This window comes from Pantoea sp. SS70 (assembly GCF_029866845.1).
GTDB lineage: Bacteria > Pseudomonadota > Gammaproteobacteria > Enterobacterales > Enterobacteriaceae > Pantoea > Pantoea leporis.
The window spans coordinates 3,453,837-3,478,905 of the sequence record NZ_CP117199.1; the positions used below are offsets into that span (position 1 = coordinate 3,453,837).

Genomic DNA, 25,069 nt, shown 5'->3' on the forward strand with positions numbered 1-25,069 from the left:
AAGCTAAGATGTATCTTGGACCGCACATTTTGTTAACTTCATTATCTAAATGAGACACGTTATGTCACAGAAACCAGCGATTACCATTCATTACTGCACACAATGTAACTGGCTGCTGCGTTCCGCCTGGATGGCGCAGGAGTTGCTGCATACCTTTGCCGAGGATTTAAGCGCGGTAACGCTACAGCCGGGAACCGGCGGCGTGTTTGAGATTACCATTGATGGTCAGGTGATTTGGGAGCGTAAGCAGGAAGGCGGATTCCCGGATGCGGCAGCGCTGAAGCAGCGCGTGCGCGACGTCTGCTGGCCGGATCGCGCGTTGGGGCATGTGGATAAGAAGAAGAGTTGATTTGGGGTTCGTGCATTATCGGAATAAACGGATGTACGCGCACCTAAGGTCGTCATTCATGGCGACCTGCTAACTTTTAGCGATTTTTTCCGCCGCTTCCTTCAGCGCGCTGATCACTATCTCCAGCGCCTCATCCGAAATATCTTCCTGCGCCAGACGATGATTCAAGGTGTATTTGATCAGATGAATCGCCTGTTCAACCTGCGGAATGCTGCGGTTATTCACCAGAATCGCCAGCGAGGTTAATCGCTCGATAATCGCATTCACGTTGTCACGATTCTCCGCCAGCAGCGCCTCGCCGCCTTCATTCAGCGCATAGGCTTTACGCGATGCCTGCGCATCGACCACGCGAATCGCATCCATCTCTTCGAGCAGCGTCAGGTTGGGATAGATAATGCCGGGGCTGGGTGAATATTCCCCTTTGGAGAGCTCTTCAACCGATTTGATCAACTCATAACCGTGCGCAGAGCTCATGGCGAGAAAGTGCAGCATTAACAGGCGGATATCGCTGGCATCCAGCATCCGCTCCCGACGCTTCTTGCGTGCGCCTGCACAGACGGTGCGCTGTGCGTGATCGGACTGCCATGGAAAATCCCGCTGCTGTTTCATTGCCTTCCTGAGCGCTAATTAAGGGAGGTTGATAGTAGTCTGCCGCCTGGCAAAATTCAACACAGGCGGCAGCGCGCGCGGCGTTGGCGTTATTTTTGATGCCAATAGGCTACGGCGCGCACGAAATCGGTATGTGCACCGCGTCCCTGGGTGAAGTAATCGCTCAGCAGTTTCACCGCTTCGCCCTCGCCCGTCAGCCAGATGAAGTATTCAGTGGCAGGCAGCGCAATCCTATCCAGCTGCGCCTTAATCGGTGCCAGGTTATCGGCTTGCATGGTGCCGCTGCCCAACCAGCTCACCTGCACATTTGGCAGATCACCGAGATAATCGCGGCCGGTGGCTTCATCGGCATAGGCCAGCAGGTGAATTTCCTGCGCCTGGATTTCGCTGTAACGACGTTTAAAGGCGGGCAGACCGGTCTCATCACAGACGTAAATCTGGCAGGCGTAATCCGCCGGTATCACCAACGAACCGCGCGGGCCGCCCATCGCGATTTGATCGCCCACTTTGGCTTGGTTTGCCCAGCTGCTGGCAACGCCGCCATCGTGGATGTAGAAATCGATGGTCAGAGAATCGACGCCGTTAAATTCCAGCGGCGTGTAATCACGCGCGGCAGGACGCACACCATTCGGCCAAACGATGCCTTCATCGGTGATCTGCGGCAGCGCCAACTCTGCACCGGCATGTTCCGGGAAGAACACTTTGATGTGATCGTCAAACGATGGCGAGTTGAAGCCGGCCAGATCGCTGCCGTTGAAAACAATGCGCCAGAATTCACCGGCAATCAGCGTCTTGCTGACCACGCTGATGTGGCGGAAACGCAGTTCATTGCGCACACGACGTGGCGCGCGTTCGGAAGGGTGAGTTTGCAAGTGGTGTCTCCCTAAAAGATAGTGAAAGTCATTCTCATCTGATGGGGAGAGAATAGTTATGATATATCTTCGACGCAATGCCGAAAAATGCTATTGGAAAATTGGCACGTTAAAACAGCGCGATAAATCGCGCCGCTACGATGAAGAGCAGTGAGGGATAAGGTGCAAATGACAAGCAGAAAGTGTAGCGGCGCAATTTACTACGCAATACATAAATGCGTTTGACTGCCGAGACCGCGCTTAGATTGCAGCGGTCACGGATTTTAAAGCCGGATTACGCCTGGTGATTGCCGCAGGTCACGAAACTGCCATCATCCTGGCTATGTTTCGGCAGCACATTGTCGCCCAGGATTTCATGCTGCGCACAGTGCGGTTGATGCGGATGCAGTCCGCCCGGCGGTGAAAAAGGCTCAGCCATTTGTGCACTTGCCAGCGAAGAAAACGCTACAAGCGCTGTCATGAGGAACAACGGTAGAAGTCGCATAATTTTTTTGTCTGTTCACTATAGCGGCCCGGAATGGACCAGAAATGCAGGTGATTATCCAGCCTGATGTATGGCGGCTGGTGATTTACGCGGCCAATCAGGTTTCGATGAAGAATTTTACGCTCATTACGTCAGTGAGTTTATAAAATCGTGCGGTTTGTCACGGTTTACCGCACGAATTATGCATTACTTATCCGTCACCGGAATATAGAAGGTGCCTTGCAGCAGATCGGGCGTGCTGTATTTCAGATCCAGCTTAAGCAAATCTTTGCCCGTACGGCGTGCCACGCCCAGCGCTGGCAAATGGTTGTAGTAAATCTCCGCGGTGAATGCGTTGATCTCTTCCGGCGCGCCGTGCCAGTCAATCTCCGCATACAAACCCCTCTCGCCGGTCCAGTTCTGCACGTTACACGGCAGCACATCGGCGTATTGACTCTCCAGCGCCTGGAACAGGCTGATGTGTTGCTGGTCGGCAGAATGCACGCCCGGACTAAACTGAAAGCCCAGCCAGCCGCGGTTCACATGCTGACCGGCAAAAGCGATGAAATCGCGCGTATGCTGCGCCACCACATGATTTTGATGATCGATGTATTCCCCGAAACGGCATTCCCACTCAATCACTTCGCCACACAGCTGAATCTCCGGCTTCTGCGCCAGACGCGCATTGACCCACTCACGCTGCGTGGAGATGCGGCTGTGGAAATCCTTCATCAGCATTTCCGGAATGCGACGATAAGCACCCGGCGTCATCGAGAAGTGACTTTTAAACACACGGGTAAAATTCTGCTGATTATCAAAACCAAAGCGCACCGCAATATCGATCAGCGGCATGCTGGTCAGACGCAGCGCCATCGCCGCCATGGTCAGACGACGTTTGCGCGTGTAGGACGCCAGCGTTTGTCCGGTCATCTCTTTGAACATGCGCTGCATGTGCCATTTGGAGTAACCGGATTTCAGGGTAATCAGATCGATGTTGAGCTCGTCGGTCAGGTTCGCTTCTATCCAGTCCACCAGATCGTTGATGTACTGTTTTTTTACATTCAGGCTGAGCATGATTTTGATAGTCGAATGAGGTGGTTAACGTCATGAATTTGCGTTATTCGTCACATAAATATAACAAAAACGTATTACCAACGTAAGGAAGAGTAAAGGTAGCGCAGCGGGAAAAGCATTAATTGCTTAGGTTACTAACGTTTTTATCGCGCACGAAAAGAAAAAGGTCGTCACGAATGACGACCTTACGGTGATATCAACAGATTGAAGCGGTGCGCGGGCTCAGTGCGAACGCATGCCCGCTGCCGTCATCATCATACGAAACAGTGATGCCACCACACCGAGTGCCAGCACGCTTGCGCCGTAAATGACTACCAGCCACATCACCTGCTTCCACCACGGAATCTTCGTTTCAGAGTGAGTTTTCATGTTGCTGACCTCGGTTTTCATATCAATGGTATCCTTCGTCGGCTTTGATTTTTCCGCGGAACACGTAGTAACTCCAGAAGGTGTAACCCAGAATTACCGGAATAATCAGCAAGCCGCCCACCAGCATAAACGCCTGGCTGCTCGCCGGAGACGCCGCCTGCCAAATGGTGATCGACGGTGGAATGATGTTCGGCCAGATGCTGATACCGAGGCCCGAGAAGCCAAGGAAAATCAGCGCCAATGTCAGGATGAACGGCGAGTAATGCGCTTCACGTTTGATGGCGCGCACAATCCCCCACGAACACAGCACCACCAGTACCGGAACCGGCAGGAACCAGAACAGGTTCGGACGCGAGAACCAGCGCTGCGCGATATCCGCGTGCGTCAGCGGCGTCCAGATACTGATAATGCCCACCACCAGCAGCAACGTCAGCGTCAGCGGCGTCGCCAGCGCAGACATCTTACGATGCAGATCGTGTTCGGTTTTCATGATCAGCCAGGTACAACCCAGCAGTGCATAGGCGATGACCAGACCGACGCCGCAGAACAGCGGGAACGGCGCTAACCAGCTCATCGCTGAACCCGCATATTCACGGCCCACCACCGGGAAACCATTCAGAATAGCGCCCACGGCCACGCCCTGACTGAAGGTGGCCAGCAGTGAACCGGCAATGAATGACTTATCCCAGAATGCACGGTGTTCTAGCGTGGCTTTAAAGCGGAACTCAAACGCTACGCCACGGAAGATCAGGCCAATCAGCATCGCCGTCAAAGGAATCGACAGCGCATCCAGCAGCACCGAGTAGGCCAGCGGGAACGCGCCATACAGCGCCGCGCCGCCCAGCACCAGCCAGGTTTCGTTGCCATCCCAAACCGGGGCAACGGTATTAACCATCATGTCGCGTTCGATGGGATCTTTATTGAACGGCAACAGCAAGCCAATGCCGAGATCGAAACCATCCATCACGATGTACATCAAGGTGCCAAACACGATGATGGCAAACCAGATAATTGAAAAGTCGATCATCTTAGTGCTCCCCACTCTTTTCGCTATGGGTTTTGGCCGCCGACAACGGACGCGCTGGCGTGTAATGCTGACCCGGACCACCGTGATCAACCTCTTTACCTTCGCCGGTCACCGGACCCTCTTTGATCAGACGCATCATGTAGAGGTAACCGACACCAAACACCGACGAGTAGACCAGAATGAACGCCAGCAGGCTGATGCTCATGTGCATATCGCCATGCGCCGAGACCGCATCAATGGTGCGCTGCACGCCATATACCACCCACGGCTGACGCCCAATCTCGGTGGTAAACCAACCGGCCAGAATGGCGATCAAACCCGATGGACCCATCAGCAGCGTGAACCATAGGAACGGACGCGAGTGATACAAACGGCCTTTGAAACGCAGCCACAAAGACACCACGCCGAGCGTAATCATCAGCAGGCCCAGCGCCACCATCACGCGGAATGACCAGAAGATGATGGTGGAGTTTGGACGGTCCTCTTTCGGGAAGCTCTTCAGCGCAGGAATTTGCTTCTCCAGGCTGTGCGTCAGAATCAGGCTGCCGAGGTACGGGATTTCCAGTGCGTACTTGGTGCGCTCCTGCTCCATATCCGGCACACCAAACAGAATCAGCGGCGTGGCTTCACCCGGCTTGTTTTCCCAGTGTCCTTCAATTGCCGCGATTTTCGCAGGCTGATGCTCAAGGGTGTTCAGGCCGTGCGCATCACCGATCATCGCCTGAATCGGTGCCACGATCAGCGCCATCCACAGCGCCATCGAGAACATCTTACGAATCGCTGGATTGTCGTTACCGCGCAGTAAATGCCATGCGCCCGACGCGCCGACAAAGAAGGCGCTGGCCAGGAAGGCACCGACCGACATGTGGAACAAGCGATAAGGGAACGAGGGGTTGAAGATAATTTTCAGCCAATCTTCCGGTACCACGATGCCGTTCTGGATGATATAGCCCTGCGGCGTATGCATCCAGCTGTTTGACGCCAGAATCCAGAAGGTGGAGAAGATGGTGCCGAGCGCGACCATGCAGGTTGCAAAGAAGTGCAAGCCTGGACCGACGCGGTTCCAGCCAAACAGCATTACGCCAAGGAAGCCCGCTTCAAGGAAGAAGGCGGTTAACACTTCATAGGTGAGCAGCGGGCCGGTGATACTGCCAGCAAACTGTGAGAAACCGCTCCAGTTAGTACCGAACTGGTACGCCATCACCAATCCGGATACCACGCCCATGCCGAAGTTAACGGCAAACGCTTTTGACCAGAAATGGTAGAGATCGCGATAGGTCTCGTTACGGGTTTTCAGCCACATCCCTTCAAGCACCGCCAGGAAACTGGCGAGACCGATGGTGATGGCTGGAAAGATAATATGGAAGGAAACAGTAAATGCGAACTGAATCCTGGCCAGATGAAAGGCGTCTAATCCAAACATTGCTTACCTCATTGCCACAAATTACACCGAATTTTTACTTATAATTAACAAGCAGAGCGCAGCGGTTATTTCGCCGTGCTTAAAGAAATGTCGCGCCAATGTAAAAGGAAGTGGTGCGAACAAAAAGATACAGGGGAAGTCGGTAAAACTATAACAGTGTTTTTTGATTTCGATCATTGTTTTCAGCAGAAACTAATACTTTAAAAATCACGACGTTAAGGTTAAACACCCTCATTCATTGTGACAATATTGTTATTGTTTTCCGCCTATTCCCGCTGTGCTTATCAGGTAAGCACTTCATTTATTTATTTTTTAGTGCGAAGAAAAAATGGCGTTATTTACGGTAAATACGTTGAGCATGTAAATATTTCCGGACAGCGCAGAATGATCAGAATTGTTAATTAAAAGCTAATATTTTTAGAACAAAAAGATATATTTCTGCTGTTTATTAAACAGGTGATGTAAACGCAGTGACGTTAACCTGCTGCGGCATGGTATTTGCCAGCGGCGACAAGCTGTGCTTTTTTAGAGCAGTAATCAACCAGTTAAACAGCGAAGGAGAGGTTATGGCCCGTCTTACTGCACAGGATTTCCCTCAGGAACTGCTCGAGCTTTACGATTACTACGCCCACGGCAAAATCAGCAAACGTGAATTTATTGCGATGGCGGCGAAATTCACCATCGCTGGCATGACCGGCGCCACGCTGCTCAGCGCCATGAGCCCCAATTATGCGCTGGCGCAGCAGGTGGAATTTACCGATCCGGCGATCAAACCGGAATACATTCACTATCCGTCACCGCAAGGTCACGGCGAGGTGCGCGGCTATCTGGTGCGACCGGCCAATGCATCCGGCAAAGTGCCTGCGGTGGCAGTGGTGCACGAGAATCGTGGCCTCAATCCCTATATCGAAGACGTGGCGCGACGGATAGCGAAAGCCGGTTACATCGCGCTGGCACCCGATGGTTTGAGCTCGCTGGGCGGTTATCCGGGGAATGATGATGAAGGCAAAGTGATGCAGGCCAAAGTCGACCCCACCAAGTTGATGAATGACTTCTTCGCCGCGATTGATTTCCTGATGCACCACGAAGAGGGCACCGGCAAAGTGGGTATCACCGGCTTCTGCTACGGCGGCGGCGTAGCCAATGCGGCGGCCGTCGCGTTCCCTGATTTGGCCTGCGCGGTACCGTTCTACGGCCGTCAGCCTAAAGCGGAAGATGTGCCACGCATCAAAGCGCCGCTGTTGCTGCACTACGCCGCGCTGGATAAAGGCATCAACGAAGGTTGGCCAGCCTATGAAGAGGCGTTGAAAGCCAATCACAAAATCTATGAAGGCTATGTTTATCCCGGTGTGAATCATGGCTTCCACAATGATTCGACGCCGCGTTATGACAAAACCGCCGCCGAATTAGCATGGAGCCGCACGCTGGGTTGGTTTGAGAAGTATTTACGCGCTTGAGGGTGCGGCGGTCGCCATAAATGGCGGCCCTTCTCAATGCGCCTTCAAAATCCGATGCACATTGCTCTCCAGCCAATCCGCCAGTCCAGTCACCTGCCCTTCCACTTCGCGGCCTAACGACGTCAAACGATACTCAACGTGCGGTGGCACCACGTCATAGGCAATGCGTTCCACAAAACCATCCTCTTCCATATGGCGCAGCGTCTGCGCCAGCATACGTTCGCTGACGCCGCCAATCTTGCGGCGCAGCTCGCTAAAACGCAGGGTTTCTTCGCGCAGCGCCAGCAAAATCAGTACGCTCCAGCGGCTGGTAATGCGCTTCAAAACGTCGCGTGACGGGCAATTCACGTTAAGCAACTCACCGCGCGTAAATTTTTCACTCAACTTTTCAGACATTTAACTCAGCTTCTCCAAACTAACAAATCTGTAAGTACTTACTAAAAGTTAGTTTATCGCTTAGGCTGTTTTCATACCAGTTCAACAGGAGAACAACATGATTGCGATTACAGGTGCCACCGGCCAACTGGGCCGTCTGGTGATTAACGCGTTATTGAAAAAAGTGCCGGCTAGCGAAATCATTGCGGCGGTGCGTTCGCCCGAGAAAGCGGCCGATCTGCAGGGGCTGGGCGTAACACTGCGTGCGGCGGATTACAGCCAACCGGAAACGCTGCAAAGCGCCTTCGCAGGTGTCGATAAGCTGCTGCTGATCTCTTCCAGTGAAGTCGGCCAGCGTGAAGTGCAGCACAAGGCGGTGATCGATGCGGCAAAAGCCGCTGGCGTTGGCTTTATCGCCTACACCAGCTTACTGCATGCCGATACCTCGCCGTTGGGTTTAGGCGTTGAGCATCGTGCGACTGAAGCCCAACTGAAAGCCTCGGGCATTCCTTTCGCGCTGCTGCGCAACGGCTGGTACACCGAAAACTACGCCGCGAGTATTGCGCCCGCGCTGGCGCATCATGCCTTTATTGGTGCGGTCGGCGAAGGTCGCATCGCTTCCGCGGCGCGCGCTGACTATGCGGCGGCAGCGGCCGAAGTGATCAGCCGTGACGATCAGGCGGGCAAGGTGTATGAACTGGCTGGCGACGACAGCTACACGCTGGCGCAGTTCAGCGCAGAGATTGCTAAACAGTCTGGCGAGCAAGTGGATTACATCAACCTGCCACAAGCCGAATTTGCCGCCGCGCTGAAAGGTGCCGGTTTGCCGGATGGCTTGTCAGAGATGCTGGCAGATTCAGATGCCGGCGCCGAAAAAGGCGGTTTGTTTGACGATAGCCATACGCTAAGCAAACTGATTGGTCGCCCCACTACGCCGTATGCGGACGTGATAAAGGCGGCGTTGCAGAAGTAAGGTGCGGCCTGATGCCCTCACCCCGGCCCTCTCCCACGGGGAGAGGGAGTCGCTGCCACATTTTAGCTCTATCGGTTCCCTCTCCCGCCTGCGGGAGAGGGTTAGGGTGAGGGAAATACAGCTCAATCTCCGCTGCGTTTGCCATAAATTGATCAAGCCATCCCACGCTTTTTTGCGCAAATTTTAGCGATTTTCTTAAATACAGATATTTCTGTGCAGCTATTTAAACATCCATCCTAAAAGCCGCTTTCATTTCCTGAAATATAGTCCGTTGTAATCACTGAAAAATCATAAAAATACCGGATCCATCGACATGATTTATTACGTTCATAGATAAATCGCATTGTTGTTTCGCCCGTTCAGAGCTCTATAATTTGTTCTTTACGCATTCAAGAATTTACCAGGAGGCTGCTATTAATACTAACCAACAGCAATATAACGCTTTCGAGGATCGACGCGCTGATGCTGAACTGGAGTATCAATATAATCCTCACGAGTTCGTTCGCGAAGGTATGCAGGATTCGGAGCCGGAACCCGAGCTGATTGAAGGTTTGCCCGCGCCGGATGCGCTGACGCCTGCCGATCGCTACATGGAACTGTTTGAGCAGGTACAGACATCGCACATATTTGCTGACAGCAAAACGTTTCCGGACTGCGCACCAAAATTCGATCCGCTGGATATTTTAATCCGTTTTCGTCGCCGTAAACGCGCAGCGGATTTTGATCTGGAAGCATTCGTGCACGAACATTTTTATTCACCTCAGGTGAATGAGAGTTTTTATGTTTCTAATCCAGATAAAACCTTAACCGAACATATTGACGATCTGTGGCCGGTGTTAACCAAAATGCCACAGCAACATTTAGCGCACTCATCGCTGCTGCCGTTGCCGAAACCTTACGTGGTGCCCGGCGGCCGATTTGGAGAAACCTATTACTGGGACTCCTACTTCAGCATGCTCGGCCTCGCCGATGCCGGCCGCGACGATCTGCTGCGTCATATGGCGGATAACTTCGCCTGGCTGATTGATAACTACGGTCACGTGCCGAACGGCAACCGTACTTACTACCTCAGCCGTTCGCAGCCGCCGGTGTTTGCGCTGATGGTGGAACTGTTTGAAGAAGATGGCATTCGCGGTGCGAAACGCTATCTCGATCAACTGATGAAAGAGTACCAGTTCTGGATGGACGGCGCGGGTGAGCTGATGCCGCATCAGGCCTATCGCCACGTGGTGCGCATGCCAGATGGTTCGCTGCTCAACCGTTACTGGGACGATCGCGACACGCCGCGCGATGAGTCGTGGCTGGAAGATATTGAAACCGCGAAGAAATCAGGTCGTCCGGCCAACGAGGTTTATCGCGATCTGCGTGCCGGTGCCGCATCGGGCTGGGATTACTCTTCACGCTGGCTGCGCGATCCGCAGCGTCTGGCGAGCATCCGCACCACGCAATTTATTCCGATCGATCTCAACGCGTTCCTCTACAAGCTGGAGCTGATGATTTCGACGCTGTCGCACGCTAAAGGTGAAGAGTTAACGGCGCTGGCGTGGCAGAAAAAAGCCGATGCGCGTAAGCAGGCGATTCATCGCTATCTGTGGGATAACACTGCCGGGGTGTACCGCGATTACGACTGGCGTCGCGAACGCTTTGGCGCCTTCACCGCTGCTGCGGTGGTGCCGCTGTTCCTCGGCCTCGCCTCGCCCGAGCAGGCGCACCTGCAGGCCGTTGCGCTGCGTCATCTGTTACTGACGCAAGGCGGCTTGTTAACCTCAATGGTGGAGAGCGGCGAACAATGGGATAAACCCAATGCCTGGGCGCCGTTGCAGTGGATGGCGGTGGTCGGTTTGAATCACTACGGTGAAGAGACGCTGGCGACAGAAATTGCCGTTAACTGGCTGAATACGGTAAATAATTTCTATTCACTGCATCATAAGCTGGTGGAGAAATATGACATCAGCGGCGATCGCGCCCGTCCGGGTGGTGGTGGCGAGTATCCGCTGCAGGACGGCTTCGGCTGGACTAATGGCGTCACCCGCAGATTGATGACCATGTATGGGCATTTGCTGGCGGATTGAGATTGGTGCGGCTTGATGCCTTCACCCTGGCCCTCTCTCACTGGGAGAGGGAAACGCTGCCATATGTAAGCTCGATCGGCCTGAGGAGAGGGAAACGCTGCCACATATCCACACGTATTCGCTCGATCGGCCCCCTCTCCCGCCTGCGGGAGAGGGTTAGGGTGAGGGTAAAAACTACCCCGCCAACCCAAACCCCTGCTTACCATCTTTCTTAATCTGATACATCGCCCCATCGGCCCGCGTCAGCGCTTCATCAAAGCTGTCGCGTTCCTGTACCTGCGCAATGCCAATCGACGCACCAATCTGCGCATGTCCATTATCAATATCAAACGGCGTCAGCGCAGCATCCAGCACCGCCTGCATCATAATGCGCACTTTCGGATAGTCGATCAGGAACGGCATCAGCAGCACAAACTCGTCGCCGCCGAGTCGGCCAATCACCACGTTTGGCGGCACCACGTCGATGATGCGCTGGCTCAGTTGAATCAACACCTCATCACCACTGCGATGTCCCAAGGTATCGTTGACGTGTTTGAAGTTATCGAGATCGATAAACGCCACGCATAGCGGGCCCTGCGCTTTCATCCTGCTGAACTGCGTATTGAGCGCATGGCGATTAGTCAGTCCGGTTAGCGGATCGTGATGCGCCAGCGATGAGAGCTGCGCTTCGTACTGCTTCTCTTTGGTCATATCGATGTGCGTGCCGGTGACTTTGAGCGGATTGCCCGCTGCGTCCCATTCGGTAACGCGTCCGCGATCCAGCACCCATTTAATGTTGTCGTTTTTGCCCAGCATACGGTGCAGCGCTTCGTAATAAGGCGCGCGCCCTTCAATGTGATCGTAAAAAGCTTTGAGCACTTCGTCGGCGTCATCCGGATGCAGGCGTTCGCGCCACACATCGAACTGCGCTTTGGTCTCTTTCGGCTGAAAACCCAGCATCGCCCCCCAGCGACGATTAAAAATCACCAGCTTGCCGCTGGGAATATCCAGCTGCCACAAACATAAACCGGTTCCATCCAGCGCTGCACTCAGCTTATTACGCGCGTCATGCGCTATACGCTTTAACCGCGCATTATGTTTTTTCAGGTTCTGAATCTGCTGACGCAGCGCTTCTTCTGACATGGTTGGCTGAAGGAGAGGAAATAAGCGCTATTTTGCCTGCCGGGAAGTTTCTGTAAATAAAACAAATGAAAAGCCGATTAGCAGCGGCAAATTGGAGAAACTTCAGGAGTTACGTCGAAAGTTTCCTGTCAAAACAGCTGACTTAACTTACTTAAGTACCAGTCTGTAGTAAGCCCCGCCTACATACGTAAGAAATTTCTTAAAAAGCATTTAATAACCGTTGAGTTTCGTGCCGCTGTGAAGGGTCACTGGCGCATTAAAGCGCAGCCAGAGGGCCGCACCGCCGCACGGCAGTGCCTAAAGCAGCAAAGAAAACTGAGAATCAATTCGTGGGCAAACGCATTTTTAGCATGATTTTTTTGTTGGGCTTTTGCCTGTCGGCCTGGAGCGCCACTACGTTAAAATTCACGCCGCGTTACGGTCTGGTTTCCCCTGAAGTGACGCTGAATGCAGAGGGACAACAGTGGCTAAAACGTCATCCGGTGCTGCGCGTCGGCGTTTGGAGCCATACGTTACCGCCCTATTCGGTTGAATTCGAAGAGGACACCTTTGAAGGACTGTCCGCCGATTATCTGGCCATCATCGCGAAAACACTGAATCGCCCGGTCGAAGTTAAGCGCTATAACACCCGTCTTGATCTGGTTACCGCGCTCAATAACAAGCAAGTCGATTTAATTCCTTACTACCCGCAGGCTGCTAATCATGAAACCAAACTGGCGCTGAGTATTCCCTATTCGCTGGCGCAAAGCGTGTTGATTAGCCGCCGCCAGGCAAAATTTGATCGTCAGCTGAATGACAGCCGCTATCGCCTGATGTACTACGGTGACGACGAACTGAAAGCGCTGCTGCATAAACGCTATCCCGAAGCCACATTAGCGCCCGCCTCACCGCCGCTCTGGGCCTATACCGATACCGCTTTCAATGAGGACATGGTGTTCTGGAGTAACTCCGCCACGCAGCGCTATTTGTCGCAGCGCGGCTTGCAGAACATCATTGAAGGCCATAGCACGCCTTACATGAACGATGTGGATGCACGCTTTGCCGCCCGCGCGGACAATGCTGAGCTGATCGACGCCATTAATGAAATTCTTAAAAATATCCCGCTACGTAATGCAGTACAAATTGCCGAAGCCTGGGGGCTTGATTACCGGTCGGTGGTGAAGAATCATCCTTTGGACCTTAGCGAAGCCGAAGCAAAATGGCTGGCGGAGCACCGCGACATCACGGTGAATTACGACCCTACACATCTGCCTTTCACCTTTCTCGACAGCAAACAGCGTGTCGCCGGACTCAGCGTTGATTTGTTAAATCTCATCTCGCAACGCACCGGTATTCGTTTTCATTACAACCCAATGCGGGGCTTGAGCAACATGCGCGATGCGCTGGTTAATCAACGCAATTCCCTGATTGTGGTGAGTGACGGCGCGTCAAAGCAGAGCCCGCAGATTCAATACACGCGATCTTATGTCTATTCGCCTTGGGTGGTGATGACCCGCAGCGACAGTAACTGGCACAGTTTCGATGAGATGACAGGGAAACGCATCGGCATCTACGAGCGTTCTTACTATCGCTTTGATCTGCGTCGCCGCTGGCCAACCATCGATTTTAGTGAAAATGCGGTTTCGCTCGACTCCCTCGGGCAGCTGCAGGACAAAGAGGTTGACGGCTTTATCGTGCCCTACGAATCGGCGCAATATTTGCTAAATAACCACTTCAACGATCGCTTCAAAGTGGCGTTTGTCGCACCGTTGCCGATGTTTCGCATGGCGATGGCCACCAATGTGGCGGATGAGCATCTGAATTCCATCCTGAATAAAGCGCTGTCCGATATTCCGCAGCCAACCATGCAGTCACTGATGGAGCGCTGGATCAAGTACACGCCGCCCGCCACCAGCACGTCCTGGCAGAGCTATCGCAGTTACGTGCTGCGTATTGCTGCGGTGGCCGGCATTTGCCTGCTGTTTTTCCTGTGGCGCAACCATCTGCTGAAATCGTCGCTGGCGAGGCAGCGCCAGCACGAGCGTGAAATCAGTAACCAACTGCACACGATCGAAACGTTGTTAGAAGACGTGCGTAAAGCGAAGCGTGCGGCACTGCGCTCCAGCGAGGCGAAAAGTACTTTCCTTTCACATATGAGCCATGAAATCCGCACGCCGTTGGCGGCACTGATTGGCCTGTTGGAGATTGAACATTTAGGTCAGAGCGACGAAGCGCAGCGGCAAAAGAATATCGATTTGGCGTGGGAATCTTCTCGTTCACTGCTCTCGCTGGTCGGCGATATTCTCGACCTGGCGAAAATCGAATCCGGTCATTTCAGCATTCGCCACATGCCGATGTCACTGAGCGATGTGGTTTACGACACTGAAGCGCTATTCCGTCAGGTGGCGCTAAATAAAGGGCTGGCGCTCAATGTCATGCTGGATATCGATCAGGACAGCGTGCTGTTCGATCCCGTGGCGTTGAAGCAGATCCTGGCGAACCTGGTCAGCAATGCCATTAAGTTTACCGCGCGGGGTGAAGTTGAAGTGGCGCTTTACCAGGCAGATATCACTAAACCCGAATACGTACTGGAAGTCTGCGACAGTGGGGTGGGTCTCACGCCAGAACAGCAAAAGGCGATTTTCGAGCCCTTTGTTCAGGTGGATCAGGGCACTAATCGCGTCAGTGGCACCGGACTGGGTCTCAATATCTGTCGCCGTCTGGCGGTGATGCTGGGAACCGAGCTGCATGTAGAGAGCGAGCCCGATGAGGGCAGCGTGTTTATGCTGCGCTTCATCGCCCAGCCCGCCACGCTGACTGAAGCAGAAGCTGAGCCAGTTGATGACGTTGTGCACGCATCCTTAAGAATGCTGGTTGTGGATGACAACGCCACCAATCGCCTGCTGCTGGCACAACAGTTGCGTTACGCCGGGCATCATGTGTTGGTGGCAGAAGACGGTGAAACGGCGCTGGCACTGTGGCGCGAACATGACGTTGATCGTGTGATCACCGATTGCAATATGCCAGGCATGGATGGCTTTGAATTTACCCGCCAGTTACGTATTGAGGAGAAGCTAATGAATCGCCGCGCAGTCCCGATTTATGGCCTGACGGCGATGGCAGAAGAGCGTGTTGCACAACTCGCGACGCAGGCTGGCATGGATGGTTGCCTGTTTAAACCGCTGGAGCGCACCCAGCTGCTGCGAGTGGTCACTGGCAGCGCTGCCAGCAGTGTGCGCAATGAAACCCTGCTTACCCTGGAAAACCTCGCAGCCAATGATCCGCAAGCCTGGCGCGATCTGGTCACCACCGCTCAGCAGCAAAATGCGCGCGATCTTGCACAACTGGAGCAAGCTGCCATGGCGGAGGACTTCCCTGGTGCACACCACGCTGCACATCAATTACTTGGCAGCGCCAAATTACTGCGCGCTGAAAGCCTACAACAGAGTTGCCTCGCCGCCGAGCAGGCAGCCGAACAACGAGAGAGTGCGTTCCTGCAGCAGCTGATTCCCGCAGTCGCTACAGCAGTGGCCGAACTGGAAGCGATCTTCCTCCACGCACTAAAAAATAATCCTGATAATGAGGTGAAACCATGAAACAAGATGCAATCTGGCAGGTTGCCGTATTAGACGATCATCCCCTGATCGGCAAAGCAATTCAGTATCGTCTGGCGCAGGAAGCGCTGCTGGAGCTGGCTGGCGCCTTTTCGCAACGCCAGCAGCTGATGGCATTTTTGCAGCGTCATTCAGTGGACGTGCTGGTGCTGGACTACATGCTTGGCGAAGACGAACTCGACGGCCTGCAGATGGTGAAACAGCTGCGCGCGCGTTATCCCGATTTGAAAATCCTGATCTCCTCGGCAGTAGAAAAACCGGCAATAGTGCAACTGCTGTTAAAAGCGGGTGTGCATGGCTTTGTGGGTAAAAGTGAAGATCAGGAAGTGCTGATTTCCGCCCTGCATCAGGTATGCCGTAACAAGCGTTTTCTCACCGCCGATATGCTGCTGGAGATGGATAAGTTTCAGGAAAGCGATAGGGAAATGCATGACTATTTATTGCCGCGTCAAACTGGCGAAGATATCACGCTGCTGCTGCGCAATCTCAGCCCACGTGAGATCGAGGTGATCCGTTGCTATCTGGATGGATTAAGTATTACGCAAATCGCCGGAAAATATGCGCGCAGCCGTAAAACCATCAGCGGGCAAAAACAGACTGCACTGCGTAAATTGGGTCTGCGATCTGATTTGGAATTATTTAAATACAAAGAGCATTTCGGTGAAATTGTGCTGCATCACTGATGCATAAATTGTGTTCTGTGACGCGGATCAAGGCTTATTGGCCGCGCTGCGCTGTCATGATGTTTACTAGAATGGTAGTTTATCAGTTATCACAGACACGATAACGGTGGATGACATTATGCAACTGACAATGCGCTGGTTTGGTCCGAAAGAAGATAAAGTTTCGCTGGAATATATTCGTCAGGTGCCGGGCGTGCGCGGCGTCGTGGGCGCGCTGTATGACGTGCCGGTAGGTGAAACCTGGCCGAAAGAGAAAATTAACGCGCTGGTTGAGCAGGTGCATGCCGCCGGGCTGACCGTGGAAGTGATCGAAAGCGTCAACATTCACGACGACATTAAAATCGGTCTGCCAAGCCGCGATCGTTACATCGAAAATTATCAGCAGAGCATCCGTAACCTGGCCGAAGCGGGTGTGAAAGTGATTTGCTACAACTTCATGCCGGTGTTCGACTGGATGAAGACCGACATGAACTACGTGCTGCCAGACGGCTCGCTCACCATGGCGTTCGAGAAGAAAGGCATTGATAAGAGCCTCGACGAAGTGGTGCAGGAAGTGCTGGGCAACGCCAATGGTTTCGCCCTGCCGGGCTGGGAACCGGAGCGTCTGGCAAAAGTGCAGGATCTGTTTGCCCAATACAAAGATGTTGATGACGCTAAGCTGCGTGAAAACCTCGCTTACTTTCTGAAAGCGGTGATCCCGGTATGTGAAGAAGTGGGCGTGAAGATGGCGATCCACCCGGACGATCCACCGTATTCGATCTTCGGCCTGCCGCGCGTGGTGAAGAACCGCGACGATCTCGACTGGATCTGTAACGTGGTCGATTCCGAGGCTAACGGCATCACGCTGTGTACCGGATCGATTGCCGAAGATCCGAGTAATGATGTGTACGCCATTCTGGCGGAGTTCTCGCGCCGCAAACGTATTCCGTTCGCCCATGTGCGTAACATCAAGATTATCCAGGATAAAGATTTCTACGAATGCGCGCACCCAACCGAATACGGTTCGCTGGATATGTATAAAGTGCTGCAATCAATGCATGACAACGGCTTCGATGGCTACATCCGTTCGGATCACGGCCGCTTTATCTGGGGCGAAACCGGCCGTCCGGGCTACGGTTTGTACGACCGCGCGCTAGGCACCACCTATCTGCTGGGATTGTGGGAAGCGCTGGGTAAGCGCTGAGTTGGGTGCGCTTTGTCCCTCACCCTAGCCCTCTCCCGCAAGCGGGAGAGGAACTTTTTGCTCCCTCTCCCCGTGGGAGTGTACAGTCCGGGGACATTGTGAACACTTGTTCGGGGACATGGTAGACACTTACAACTAAGGCATAAGAACCCGTTTATGGAGTCGCTTATGTCCTGGGATGCGAGAGATACCATGTCATTACGTAAAGAGTTTGTTCTGTTCGCCTCGCAAGACGGGGCGAACATCCGCGCACTCTGCCGTCACTACGGCATTTCTTCCGCCACTGCCTACAAGTGGCTTCGCCGCTGGGCTGAAGAGGGAGAATCCGGTCTTCAGGACCGCCCCTGCATACCCCATCACTCTCCCAACCGCTCGTCTGACGACATCACTGACCTGCTTCGTATGGCGCATGAACTTCATCAGCACTGGGGCGCGCGCAAGATAAAGCGCTGGCTCGAAGACCGCGGACACCGCATGCCCGCCTTCAGCACCGTCCACAGCCTGATGGCCCGCCACGACCTGCTGCCGGGCTCAGCTCCGGGTGTCCCGGCCACGGGCCGGTTTGAACATGCGGCCCCGAACCAGCTCTGGCAGATGGATTTCAAGGGGCATTTTCCCTTTGGCGGCGGCCGCTGCCACCCGCTTACCCTCCTTGACGATCACTCCCGCTTCTCGCTTTGCCTCGTACACTGCGCTGATGAGCGGCGTGAGACGGTGCAGAAGCAGCTGGTCAGAGTCTTTGAACGTTACGGCCTGCCGGACCGGATGACGATGGATAACGGTTCACCGTGGGGCGACACTACCGGGACCTGGACGGCCGTCGAGCTGTGGCTTATGCGACAGGGTATCCGGGTGGGGCACTCCCGGCCTTATCATCCGCAGACGCAGGGCAAGCTGGAGCGCTTTCACCGCAGCCTGAAGGCTGAAGTGCTGCAGGGGAAGTGGTTCGCGGACGACGGTGAGCTGCAGCGCGCCTTCGATCACTGGCGGACGGTTTATAACCTTGAACGCCCGCATGAGGCGCTGGATATGGCGGTGCCGGCGTCGCGCTATCAGCCATCGGCTCGGCAGTACAGCGCCAGCGTAACGTCAGCGGAATACGACGAGGGCGTGATGGTCAGGAAGGTAGATATCAGTGGGAAGCTGAGTATAAAAGGCCTGAGTCTGAAGGCAGGCAAGGCGTTCAGGGGAGAGCACGTTGGCCTGAAGGAGATGCAGGAAGACGGGTGCTACGAGGTATGGTGGTACAGCACAAAAGTGGGGGGTGATCGACCTGAAGAAAAAGTCGATCACCATGGGTAAAGGATGTTAAAAAGTGTTCACCATGTCCCCGAACACCTGTCTACCATGTCCCCGGACTGTACAGGGAGAGGGCCGGGGTGAGGGCATCAGCGCGCACCATAATCACCGCACAACCTGACAAACTCGCCTTCCCCACTTGCCGTTAAATATATACAGTCAAACTGTACATATTCAGCGGGGAATCACCATGTCAGAACATAACAAAGCCGTTGTGCGTCGATTCAATCAGCAGGTGATTGCCGAAGGCGATCGCCAGGCTTTCGATCAACTCGTCGGCGAAAACTTCATTAACCGCTCTGCGCCAGCCGGCGCGCCCAGCGATCGCGAAAGTCTTTGGCACACCTTCGATCAGATCCTGCGCCCTGCTTTCTCCCATCTTCAGGTGCACATTGAAGATCAAATCGCCGAGCGCGATTGGGTCACCACGCGCAAAACAATAACCGGCGTTCACAGCGGATCGCTGATGGGCATCGCGCCCACCGGTTTACCTGTAACGATCGCGGTGATCGATATGGTGCGAATTGAAGAGGGAAAATACGCGGAGCATTGGGGCATGAACACGCTGGCGGCGGTGATGACGCAGTTAAAGCAATTTGCGTAACGCAGCCAGCCCTTTTTGCAGATCGTCGCGATCCTGCTGGTCGAGTGTTTCATTGATGCGCGCCGCAAGCCAGTCGGCACGCTGTTGACGTGCGGCCGCCAACGCAGCGCGCGCCTGATCGCTCAGCACAATCACCTGCGCCCGCGCGTCCTGCGCGCTTTTTTGTCGCAGCACCAAATCTTGCGCCTCCAGCTCATTTACCACCAAGCGCATACTTTGATGTTTCACGCCGCGCAGCCGCGCGAGATCGGCGATAGAAAGCGCGTCGTGGCTGTCGAGCAGATCTAAGGTTTCATATTGCGAGGTGCGCACGGTCGCGGTGCTGACGCGGACGTTACGTACCAAGTGGCTGACCAGCTGACGGAGCTCTTCCGCCAGCTGCTGGGTTTCATTTTCCGTGCTCAAAGGGGCAATTCCTGCGCGCTATCGTTGGCCCATTATAGGAAACCTATTGCCAGGCTTTAAACAACAAACTGGCATTCACGCCGCCAAAGCCAAAACCGTTGGATAGCGCATAGGTCATCACCGTCGGCTGTGGTTTCAGCGCCACCAGATTCAGCCCAACAGCCGCTTCATCCGGATGCTGCAGATTGAGCGTCGGCGGAACAACCTGATCGCGCAGCGCCAGAATCGAGAAGATCGCTTCCACACCGCCCGCCGCACCGAGCAGATGTCCGGTGGCCGATTTAGTGGAGGTGATCGCTACCTCGCTGCCAGCGAACAGCGAGCTAATTGCTGCCAGTTCGCCCCTGTCGCCGACCGGCGTCGACGTAGCATGCGCATTGATATGCTGCACCTCGCTCGCCGTAATGCCCGCCTGCGCCAGCGCGGTTTCCATTGCCCGGCGTGCCCCTTCACCATTTTCCGGGCCGGCGGTGAGATGGTAAGCATCTGCGCTGGTGCCGTAACCTACCAGCTCCGCCAGCGGTGTCGCGCCGCGCGCCTGCGCATGTTCCAGCGATTCAATCACCAGCAATCCCGCGCCCTCGCCCATCACAAAACCGTCGCGGTCGCGATCAAACGGACGCGAAGCCTGCTCTGGACGATCGTTAAAGCCGCCCGACATCGCTTTCGCTGCGGCAAATCCGGCCAGGCTCACGCGATGGATCGCCGCTTCGGTGCCGCCGCACAGCGCAATATCCGCTTCGCCGCTGCGAATCAAGCGCGCCGCATCACCAATCGCCTGCGCACCCGCCGCGCACGCGGTTACCGGCGCGCCAATTGGCCCACGAAAACCGTGTGCAATCGAAACGTGTCCGGCGGCCAGATTGGCGAGAAACGAAGGAATGGTAAAAGGCGACAAGCGACGCGGCCCACGCTCGGCGGTGGTTTCAACCGCGTTGGCGATTTCGTTAAAGCCGCCGATGCCGGTGGCGATCACCGTGGCGGTGCGCTGCTGTTGCGCACTGTCCTGCGGGAACCAGTTGGCTTGCGTCAGCGCTTCATGCGCTGCCACCAGCGCGAACTCGATAAAGCGATCCATTTTCTTGCGATCTTTGGCGGCGATAATCCCGTCGGGATTAAAACCGTGCTGGGGATCCTGCTCCAGCGTCGGCACCTGTCCCGCCACTTTGCAGGCGATATCCTGCACCATCTCTGGCGGCAAGGCGCTGATGCCCGATTTTCCCGCCAGCAGCGACTGCCAAACCGCTTCCGTGCCGCAGCCCAGCGGCGATACCAGCCCCATGCCGGTAATGACAATTCGTTTCATTTATTATTCCTTAATCTGCGGATACTTGCGCGTTGCCGTTATGACTGCGGCTGGTGCAGCGGCGGCGGCGCAAATTTCTGGGTGTTATCTCCAGCGCGTTTTTTCTGCAGATAATCATGGCGATAGTGCATCATCGGCTCCGCTGCCGGGCCGGGCACCATCTGATAGTTATCCAGCGTTAGCGGCTGACCGTTTTCGCTATCGACCAGCTGCATCTTCACCGGACGCTGCGTAGCGCTTTCCACCAGCTGCATCTGGCGACCTTCCGGCGAGAAATGCGTGCTGCCCCACTCGGTGAGCGCCAGAATCACGCCGCGAAAATCGCGACCGACGGCCGTCAGGTGATATTCGAAGCGCGCCGGGCTGGTGCTGTAACACACCTTCTCCAGCAAGCCATCGTCCACCAGCTCTTTCAGCCGCCGCGACAATATGTTGGGCGCTACACCGCTGCTTTTCTGGAACTCATCGAAGCGCGTAAAACCGGCCAGCGCATCGCGCATAATCAGTATGCTCCAGCCATCGCCAATGCGCCCAAGGCTGCGCGCGATGGGACAAGGCATGTTGTGGAGCGTTTGGTTTTTCAAGGTTGGCTATCCCGCATCGGTTTGATGGCGGATACTGTTGCAGAGTGACTTTCATTTTGCAAGTAACTTGCAGAGTGAAAGTGATTTGGCGATGGCTTCTTTGCACAATAAAGTGCGCCGCTACGGTTGGGCGCACTTGATCGTAGCGGCGCGATTTATCGCGCGGATTTGGTCAGGTCCGTACCCGCAATCTCGCCTCAATCTTATCGGCGATCTTGGTCACCACATAGGCAATCACCATGTAAAACACCACCGCCACCAGGAAGGCTTCGAGGTAGTAGAAATTCAGCGCCGCGGTCAGTTGCGCCTGGGCGAAGATATCCACCACTTCGATGGCAAACGCCAGCGACAGCGCTTTCATGATCACCATAAAGGCGTTGGCCAGATCGGGAATCGCCGCCACGATAATCTGCGGGAACATCACGCGGCGGAACAGCTGGCCGCCGCTGTAACCGAGCGACAGCGCTGCATCCGATTGTCCGCTATCAAAGGAGTTGAGCGCGCCCTTCCACACTTCCGCCTGAAACGCTGCAACACAGGCGCTCAGGGCGACGATGATGATCACCCAGTTCGGCAGCGAGTGCGCATTCACTTTCACGCCAATCAGCGTGGCAACGAAATCCAGCGCCGGCGGCAAACCGTAATAGGCGAGGAAAATCACCACCACCATCGGCACGCCTTTGAAAGCAATTTTGTAGGCGATCACCAACTGACGCAGCACCGGAAGGCGGCGATGTTCAACAAAGGCAAACAGCCCGCCGAGCAGCGTTGAACAGATAAACACCGTCACCGCCATCAGCAGCGTCACCGGCACCGCATCGAGAATGCTCCAGAAGTCCGGCAGTAAAACCTCAAGATCAAACATGGTTTCTCTCCCTTATCAGACGCTGGTGAATTTGACGCGTGCAGCAGTTTTCGAGCTGTACTTCGCGTGACGTTGTTCGAAGAAACGGATAATCAACCAGGCCACGCCGCACAGCAGCGAATAGAGCACCGCCAGCACCAGATAAGTGCCGAACTGATATTGGTTGTAGTCGCGTTCCATGATCAGATGCGCAGTCGCCATCACATCCGCCGCACCGATGTACATCACCAGCGCCACGTTATGAATCAGATAGATAATCGCATTGCCGTAACCCGGCAGCGCATAGTGCACCGCTTGCGGACCGACAATACGCAGCATTTTCTGGCGGAAGCTGTAGCCCATGCTGTCGGCGGCGTCATGCTGGCCGCTCTCCACGGCGAGAAACGCCGGGCGCATCACTTCCGACAGATAACCGCCGTGATACAGGCTCAGGCCAATCATCGCCGCGATGTTGGCGGTGACAAAATCGCTGAAGCCAAACTGCTCGGCCACCAGCGGCAAGCCATAAAACGCGACAAACAGCTGCAGCACCACCGGCACGCTGCGCGCGTACGAGACGTACAAATCCACAAACTGGCTGATAACCGGGATGCGGCGCACGCGGAACACGGTGGCGATCAGCGCCAGGAAGAACCCGACGATCATCGCGACAAACATTATGCCAAGCGTCAACGGCAGCGCCGAGAGCAGCTCGGGAATCATCGAAGTCAGATTCACGGTGAAACACTCCTGCTAACAATGAAGCAACGCCCGGCTCAGCACCGGGCGCAGCTTTAGTGAATCCTTACTTCATGTACTTCGTGACGTCTTCGCCAAACCACTTCTGCGCCAGCTTATCCAGCGTGCCGTCCGCTTTCAGCTGTTGCAGCGTTTTGTTGATGTCATCGTTCAGCGCCTGGTTCTCGGCTGAACGGTGAATCAGCACGTAAGTGTTGTTGATGGCAACCGGCTCGCTGGCTTTGATCGCCAGTTTCTGGTTGTCGATCACCGTTTGCTCGCCGAGGTTCGAAGGCAGGATCAGCGCATCATATTTGCCACGCTGCACCTCTTTCAGACGATCCGGATAAGGCACGCCTGCGCTCGAAGCTTTGATCTCAACTTTGTCGTTCGGGTTGTCCTGCTGCCACTGCGTCACAAATTTGTAAACGCCGCCGCCTGCGGTAACCGGCACAATCTTCTTGCCGACCAGATCTTTCATGCTGTTGATGGTGCTATCGCTGCGGCTATAGATTTTCATCAGGCTGGCACCGATCGGTGCATCCGGAATCAGGAACTGTTTGCTGCGCGTTGGCGCTTTGTAATAACCGCCGGTCGCCATGTCATATTTGCCGGTGGCGAGGCCCGTTTCCTGGGCGATATCCGCCGCACCTTCCATCACAAATTTGTACTGCGGCAGTTTAGCGTTGATGGCTTTCAGCACGTCCGGCTCGTAGCCCTGCGGCTCGTGACCAATCGCGCCCCACGACAGCGGTTTAGACTCCGCCGCAGTGGCGATTTTGATAGTGCGCACCGCGTCGGCGAAGCTGTTACCGCTGATGAGTGCCAGCGCGATGATGCCAGGCGCGGCCAGGCGACGTAAAGTGGTTTTGATTGCAGGCATGTCGTTGATTCCTTTAATTATTAGAATACGCGTTCTGAATTGAGGAACTGAGCAAGTCGCGGCAGGGTTGGATTATCAAACATCTCAGTCGGGCTGCCCTGCGCGGCCACCACGCCCTGATCCATAAAGACGATGCGGTTCGAGATACTTTTGGCGAACTGCATTTCGTGCGTCACCAGCAGCGAGGTAATGCCGGAGGACGCCACATCTTTAATCACTTTCAGCACCTCGCCCACCAGCTCCGGATCGAGCGATGAGGTCGGTTCATCAAACAACATCACATCAGGACGCACCGCCAGCGCGCGGGCGATGCCGGTACGCTGCAGCTGACCGCCGGAAAGCTGCGACGGATAGTGATCGAGTTTGGCGCCCAATCCGACGCGCTCCAGCTCCTGCACGGCGATATCGCGCGCTTGCTGTTTGCTTTTGCGTTGAATGACGATCAGCGGATCCATCACGTTTTCCAGCACCGTCATGTTTTTGAACACGTTGAACTGCTGAAACACCATCGCGGTGCGCAGGCGGATCGCCTGGATCGCCGCTTTATCCGGTGACTGATAATCCATGCGGATCTGATCGAGCTGAATGGTGCCCGACGCCGGTTTCGCCAGATAGTTAATGCAGCGCAGCAGCGTGGTTTTGCCGGTGCCGCTTGGCCCGATGATCGACACCACATCGCCGCGTTTCACCGACAGATCGACACCTTTCAGGATCGGCGTGCTGCCGTAAGAGAGCGTAATATCGTTGAGTTCTAACATGCAG

24 protein-coding genes and 1 pseudogene are annotated in these 25,069 nt (G+C 54.8%); 9 read left to right on the forward strand and 16 right to left on the reverse strand.

Annotated elements, in window-relative coordinates; translation table 11 throughout:
* The first annotated feature begins 61 nt into the window (after positions 1-61).
* Entirely contained in the window at positions 62-349 is a 288-nt protein-coding gene (locus tag PO881_RS15830; RefSeq protein WP_192412075.1) for a SelT/SelW/SelH family protein, read from the forward strand.
* Between the two features lie 69 nt (positions 350-418).
* Here PO881_RS15830 and PO881_RS15835 read toward each other — a convergent pair whose 3' ends face one another.
* The 7 genes from PO881_RS15835 to PO881_RS15865 form a co-directional block, all read right to left on the reverse strand.
* Positions 419-958 (reverse strand): PadR family transcriptional regulator, encoded by a 540-nt coding sequence (locus PO881_RS15835; protein ID WP_192412076.1) that lies wholly within the window; start codon positions 956-958, stop codon positions 419-421.
* An 89-nt stretch (positions 959-1,047) separates the two neighbouring features.
* A complete protein-coding gene (locus PO881_RS15840; RefSeq protein WP_222211127.1) occupies positions 1,048-1,830 on the reverse strand; it encodes a siderophore-interacting protein in 783 nt (260 codons plus the stop codon).
* A gap of 274 nt (positions 1,831-2,104) precedes the next feature.
* The gene (locus PO881_RS15845; RefSeq protein ID WP_162129952.1) at positions 2,105-2,248 is read right to left on the reverse strand and encodes a hypothetical protein; all 144 of its coding nucleotides are present in this window, start codon (positions 2,246-2,248) and stop codon (positions 2,105-2,107) included.
* Between the two features lie 252 nt (positions 2,249-2,500).
* Positions 2,501-3,367: a helix-turn-helix domain-containing protein gene (locus tag PO881_RS15850; protein WP_277974086.1), complete on the reverse strand. Its 867-nt coding sequence runs from the start codon at positions 3,365-3,367 to the stop codon at positions 2,501-2,503.
* Positions 3,368-3,589: 222 nt separating this feature from the next.
* Entirely contained in the window at positions 3,590-3,757 is a 168-nt protein-coding gene (locus PO881_RS15855; RefSeq protein ID WP_101761885.1) for a DUF2474 domain-containing protein, read from the reverse strand.
* A gap of 1 nt (position 3,758) precedes the next feature.
* Positions 3,759-4,763 carry a cytochrome d ubiquinol oxidase subunit II gene (gene cydB, locus PO881_RS15860; RefSeq protein WP_064738586.1) on the reverse strand — a complete coding sequence of 335 codons (1,005 nt, stop codon included), beginning with the start codon at positions 4,761-4,763 and terminating at the stop codon, positions 3,759-3,761.
* 1 nt (position 4,764) lies between these two features.
* Positions 4,765-6,186, reverse strand: coding sequence for a cytochrome ubiquinol oxidase subunit I (locus PO881_RS15865; RefSeq protein WP_277974087.1), 1,422 nt, complete (start codon positions 6,184-6,186; stop codon positions 4,765-4,767).
* A 566-nt stretch (positions 6,187-6,752) separates the two neighbouring features.
* On the opposite strand from PO881_RS15865, the gene yghX reads away from it, so the two are divergent.
* Positions 6,753-7,643 carry a YghX family hydrolase gene (yghX, locus tag PO881_RS15870; protein ID WP_277974088.1) on the forward strand — a complete coding sequence of 297 codons (891 nt, stop codon included), beginning with the start codon at positions 6,753-6,755 and terminating at the stop codon, positions 7,641-7,643.
* Between the two features lie 33 nt (positions 7,644-7,676).
* On the opposite strand, the gene PO881_RS15875 is transcribed toward yghX, so the two are convergent.
* Complete coding sequence (locus tag PO881_RS15875) at positions 7,677-8,039, reverse strand: helix-turn-helix domain-containing protein (protein WP_222185495.1); 363 nt, start codon at positions 8,037-8,039, stop codon at positions 7,677-7,679.
* A 97-nt stretch (positions 8,040-8,136) separates the two neighbouring features.
* Between PO881_RS15875 and PO881_RS15880 the strand changes: the two genes are divergently transcribed.
* Together PO881_RS15880 and treF are read left to right on the forward strand one after the other, a co-directional pair.
* The gene (locus tag PO881_RS15880; RefSeq protein WP_280172053.1) at positions 8,137-8,991 is read left to right on the forward strand and encodes an SDR family oxidoreductase; all 855 of its coding nucleotides are present in this window, start codon (positions 8,137-8,139) and stop codon (positions 8,989-8,991) included.
* Positions 8,992-9,404: 413 nt separating this feature from the next.
* Positions 9,405-11,063 carry an alpha,alpha-trehalase TreF gene (gene treF / locus PO881_RS15885; RefSeq protein ID WP_052026007.1) on the forward strand — a complete coding sequence of 553 codons (1,659 nt, stop codon included), beginning with the start codon at positions 9,405-9,407 and terminating at the stop codon, positions 11,061-11,063.
* A 174-nt stretch (positions 11,064-11,237) separates the two neighbouring features.
* Here the strand turns inward: treF and PO881_RS15890 are convergent, their stop codons facing one another.
* A complete protein-coding gene (locus PO881_RS15890; protein WP_280172054.1) occupies positions 11,238-12,185 on the reverse strand; it encodes a sensor domain-containing diguanylate cyclase in 948 nt (315 codons plus the stop codon).
* 350 nt (positions 12,186-12,535) lie between these two features.
* On the opposite strand from PO881_RS15890, the gene PO881_RS15895 reads away from it, so the two are divergent.
* The 5 genes and pseudogenes from PO881_RS15895 to PO881_RS15915 all read left to right on the forward strand — a co-directional run bounded on the left by PO881_RS15895 (position 12,536) and on the right by PO881_RS15915 (position 19,547).
* Positions 12,536-15,760: a transporter substrate-binding domain-containing protein gene (locus PO881_RS15895; RefSeq protein WP_280172055.1), complete on the forward strand. Its 3,225-nt coding sequence runs from the start codon at positions 12,536-12,538 to the stop codon at positions 15,758-15,760.
* Positions 15,757-16,461 carry a response regulator transcription factor gene (locus tag PO881_RS15900; RefSeq protein WP_280172056.1) on the forward strand — a complete coding sequence of 235 codons (705 nt, stop codon included), beginning with the start codon at positions 15,757-15,759 and terminating at the stop codon, positions 16,459-16,461. The genes PO881_RS15895 and PO881_RS15900 overlap by 4 nt, the downstream gene beginning before the upstream one ends.
* A gap of 118 nt (positions 16,462-16,579) precedes the next feature.
* On the forward strand, positions 16,580-17,644 hold the full coding sequence (gene uxuA, locus PO881_RS15905) for a mannonate dehydratase (protein WP_280172057.1): 1,065 nt from the start codon (positions 16,580-16,582) through the stop codon (positions 17,642-17,644).
* 156 nt (positions 17,645-17,800) lie between these two features.
* Positions 17,801-18,956, forward strand: a pseudogene (locus PO881_RS15910) (IS481 family transposase).
* Between the two features lie 177 nt (positions 18,957-19,133).
* Complete coding sequence (locus PO881_RS15915; protein ID WP_101761876.1) at positions 19,134-19,547, forward strand: ester cyclase; 414 nt, start codon at positions 19,134-19,136, stop codon at positions 19,545-19,547.
* Here PO881_RS15915 and PO881_RS15920 read toward each other — a convergent pair.
* The 7 genes from PO881_RS15920 to PO881_RS15950 all read right to left on the reverse strand — a co-directional run bounded on the left by PO881_RS15920 (position 19,530) and on the right by PO881_RS15950 (position 25,065).
* The gene (locus PO881_RS15920; RefSeq protein WP_280172058.1) at positions 19,530-19,952 is read right to left on the reverse strand and encodes a MarR family transcriptional regulator; all 423 of its coding nucleotides are present in this window, start codon (positions 19,950-19,952) and stop codon (positions 19,530-19,532) included. The two genes, PO881_RS15915 and PO881_RS15920, sit on opposite strands and share 18 nt — an antisense overlap.
* Positions 19,953-19,995: 43 nt before the next feature.
* Positions 19,996-21,258, reverse strand: coding sequence for a beta-ketoacyl-ACP synthase II (gene fabF, locus PO881_RS15925; RefSeq protein WP_280172059.1), 1,263 nt, complete (start codon positions 21,256-21,258; stop codon positions 19,996-19,998).
* Positions 21,259-21,296: 38 nt separating this feature from the next.
* Positions 21,297-21,842, reverse strand: a complete 546-nt coding sequence (locus PO881_RS15930) for a helix-turn-helix domain-containing protein (protein WP_101761873.1) — start codon at positions 21,840-21,842, stop codon at positions 21,297-21,299.
* 172 nt (positions 21,843-22,014) lie between these two features.
* Positions 22,015-22,707, reverse strand: a complete 693-nt coding sequence (locus PO881_RS15935) for an amino acid ABC transporter permease (RefSeq protein ID WP_217549359.1) — start codon at positions 22,705-22,707, stop codon at positions 22,015-22,017.
* A 15-nt stretch (positions 22,708-22,722) separates the two neighbouring features.
* Positions 22,723-23,409 (reverse strand): amino acid ABC transporter permease, encoded by a 687-nt coding sequence (locus tag PO881_RS15940; protein ID WP_154155525.1) that lies wholly within the window; start codon positions 23,407-23,409, stop codon positions 22,723-22,725.
* Positions 23,410-23,491: 82 nt separating this feature from the next.
* Complete coding sequence (locus PO881_RS15945) at positions 23,492-24,307, reverse strand: transporter substrate-binding domain-containing protein (RefSeq protein ID WP_101761871.1); 816 nt, start codon at positions 24,305-24,307, stop codon at positions 23,492-23,494.
* A 20-nt stretch (positions 24,308-24,327) separates the two neighbouring features.
* Positions 24,328-25,065 (reverse strand): amino acid ABC transporter ATP-binding protein, encoded by a 738-nt coding sequence (locus PO881_RS15950; protein ID WP_101761870.1) that lies wholly within the window; start codon positions 25,063-25,065, stop codon positions 24,328-24,330.
* Positions 25,066-25,069: the final 4 nt, after the last annotated feature.

What these genes read in the sequence shown, in the direction of transcription:
- PO881_RS15830 (WP_192412075.1), top strand. Translation starts at nt 62, where the DNA reads ATGTCACAGAAACCAGCGATTACCATTCATTACTGCACACAATGTAAC.
- PO881_RS15835 (WP_192412076.1), bottom strand. Translation starts at nt 958, where the DNA reads ATGAAACAGCAGCGGGATTTTCCATGGCAGTCCGATCACGCACAGCGC.
- PO881_RS15845 (WP_162129952.1), bottom strand. Translation starts at nt 2,248, where the DNA reads ATGGCTGAGCCTTTTTCACCGCCGGGCGGACTGCATCCGCATCAACCG.
- PO881_RS15850 (WP_277974086.1), bottom strand. Translation starts at nt 3,367, where the DNA reads ATGCTCAGCCTGAATGTAAAAAAACAGTACATCAACGATCTGGTGGAC.
- PO881_RS15855 (WP_101761885.1), bottom strand. Translation starts at nt 3,757, where the DNA reads ATGAAAACCGAGGTCAGCAACATGAAAACTCACTCTGAAACGAAGATT.
- cydB (WP_064738586.1), bottom strand. Translation starts at nt 4,763, where the DNA reads ATGATCGACTTTTCAATTATCTGGTTTGCCATCATCGTGTTTGGCACC.
- PO881_RS15865 (WP_277974087.1), bottom strand. Translation starts at nt 6,186, where the DNA reads ATGTTTGGATTAGACGCCTTTCATCTGGCCAGGATTCAGTTCGCATTT.
- yghX (WP_277974088.1), top strand. Translation starts at nt 6,753, where the DNA reads ATGGCCCGTCTTACTGCACAGGATTTCCCTCAGGAACTGCTCGAGCTT.
- PO881_RS15875 (WP_222185495.1), bottom strand. Translation starts at nt 8,039, where the DNA reads ATGTCTGAAAAGTTGAGTGAAAAATTTACGCGCGGTGAGTTGCTTAAC.
- PO881_RS15880 (WP_280172053.1), top strand. Translation starts at nt 8,137, where the DNA reads ATGATTGCGATTACAGGTGCCACCGGCCAACTGGGCCGTCTGGTGATT.
- PO881_RS15890 (WP_280172054.1), bottom strand. Translation starts at nt 12,185, where the DNA reads ATGTCAGAAGAAGCGCTGCGTCAGCAGATTCAGAACCTGAAAAAACAT.
- PO881_RS15895 (WP_280172055.1), top strand. Translation starts at nt 12,536, where the DNA reads ATGATTTTTTTGTTGGGCTTTTGCCTGTCGGCCTGGAGCGCCACTACG.
- PO881_RS15900 (WP_280172056.1), top strand. Translation starts at nt 15,757, where the DNA reads ATGAAACAAGATGCAATCTGGCAGGTTGCCGTATTAGACGATCATCCC.
- uxuA (WP_280172057.1), top strand. Translation starts at nt 16,580, where the DNA reads ATGCAACTGACAATGCGCTGGTTTGGTCCGAAAGAAGATAAAGTTTCG.
- PO881_RS15915 (WP_101761876.1), top strand. Translation starts at nt 19,134, where the DNA reads ATGTCAGAACATAACAAAGCCGTTGTGCGTCGATTCAATCAGCAGGTG.
- fabF (WP_280172059.1), bottom strand. Translation starts at nt 21,258, where the DNA reads ATGAAACGAATTGTCATTACCGGCATGGGGCTGGTATCGCCGCTGGGC.
- PO881_RS15935 (WP_217549359.1), bottom strand. Translation starts at nt 22,707, where the DNA reads ATGTTTGATCTTGAGGTTTTACTGCCGGACTTCTGGAGCATTCTCGAT.
- PO881_RS15940 (WP_154155525.1), bottom strand. Translation starts at nt 23,409, where the DNA reads ATGATTCCCGAGCTGCTCTCGGCGCTGCCGTTGACGCTTGGCATAATG.
- PO881_RS15945 (WP_101761871.1), bottom strand. Translation starts at nt 24,307, where the DNA reads ATGCCTGCAATCAAAACCACTTTACGTCGCCTGGCCGCGCCTGGCATC.
- PO881_RS15950 (WP_101761870.1), bottom strand. Translation starts at nt 25,065, where the DNA reads ATGTTAGAACTCAACGATATTACGCTCTCTTACGGCAGCACGCCGATC.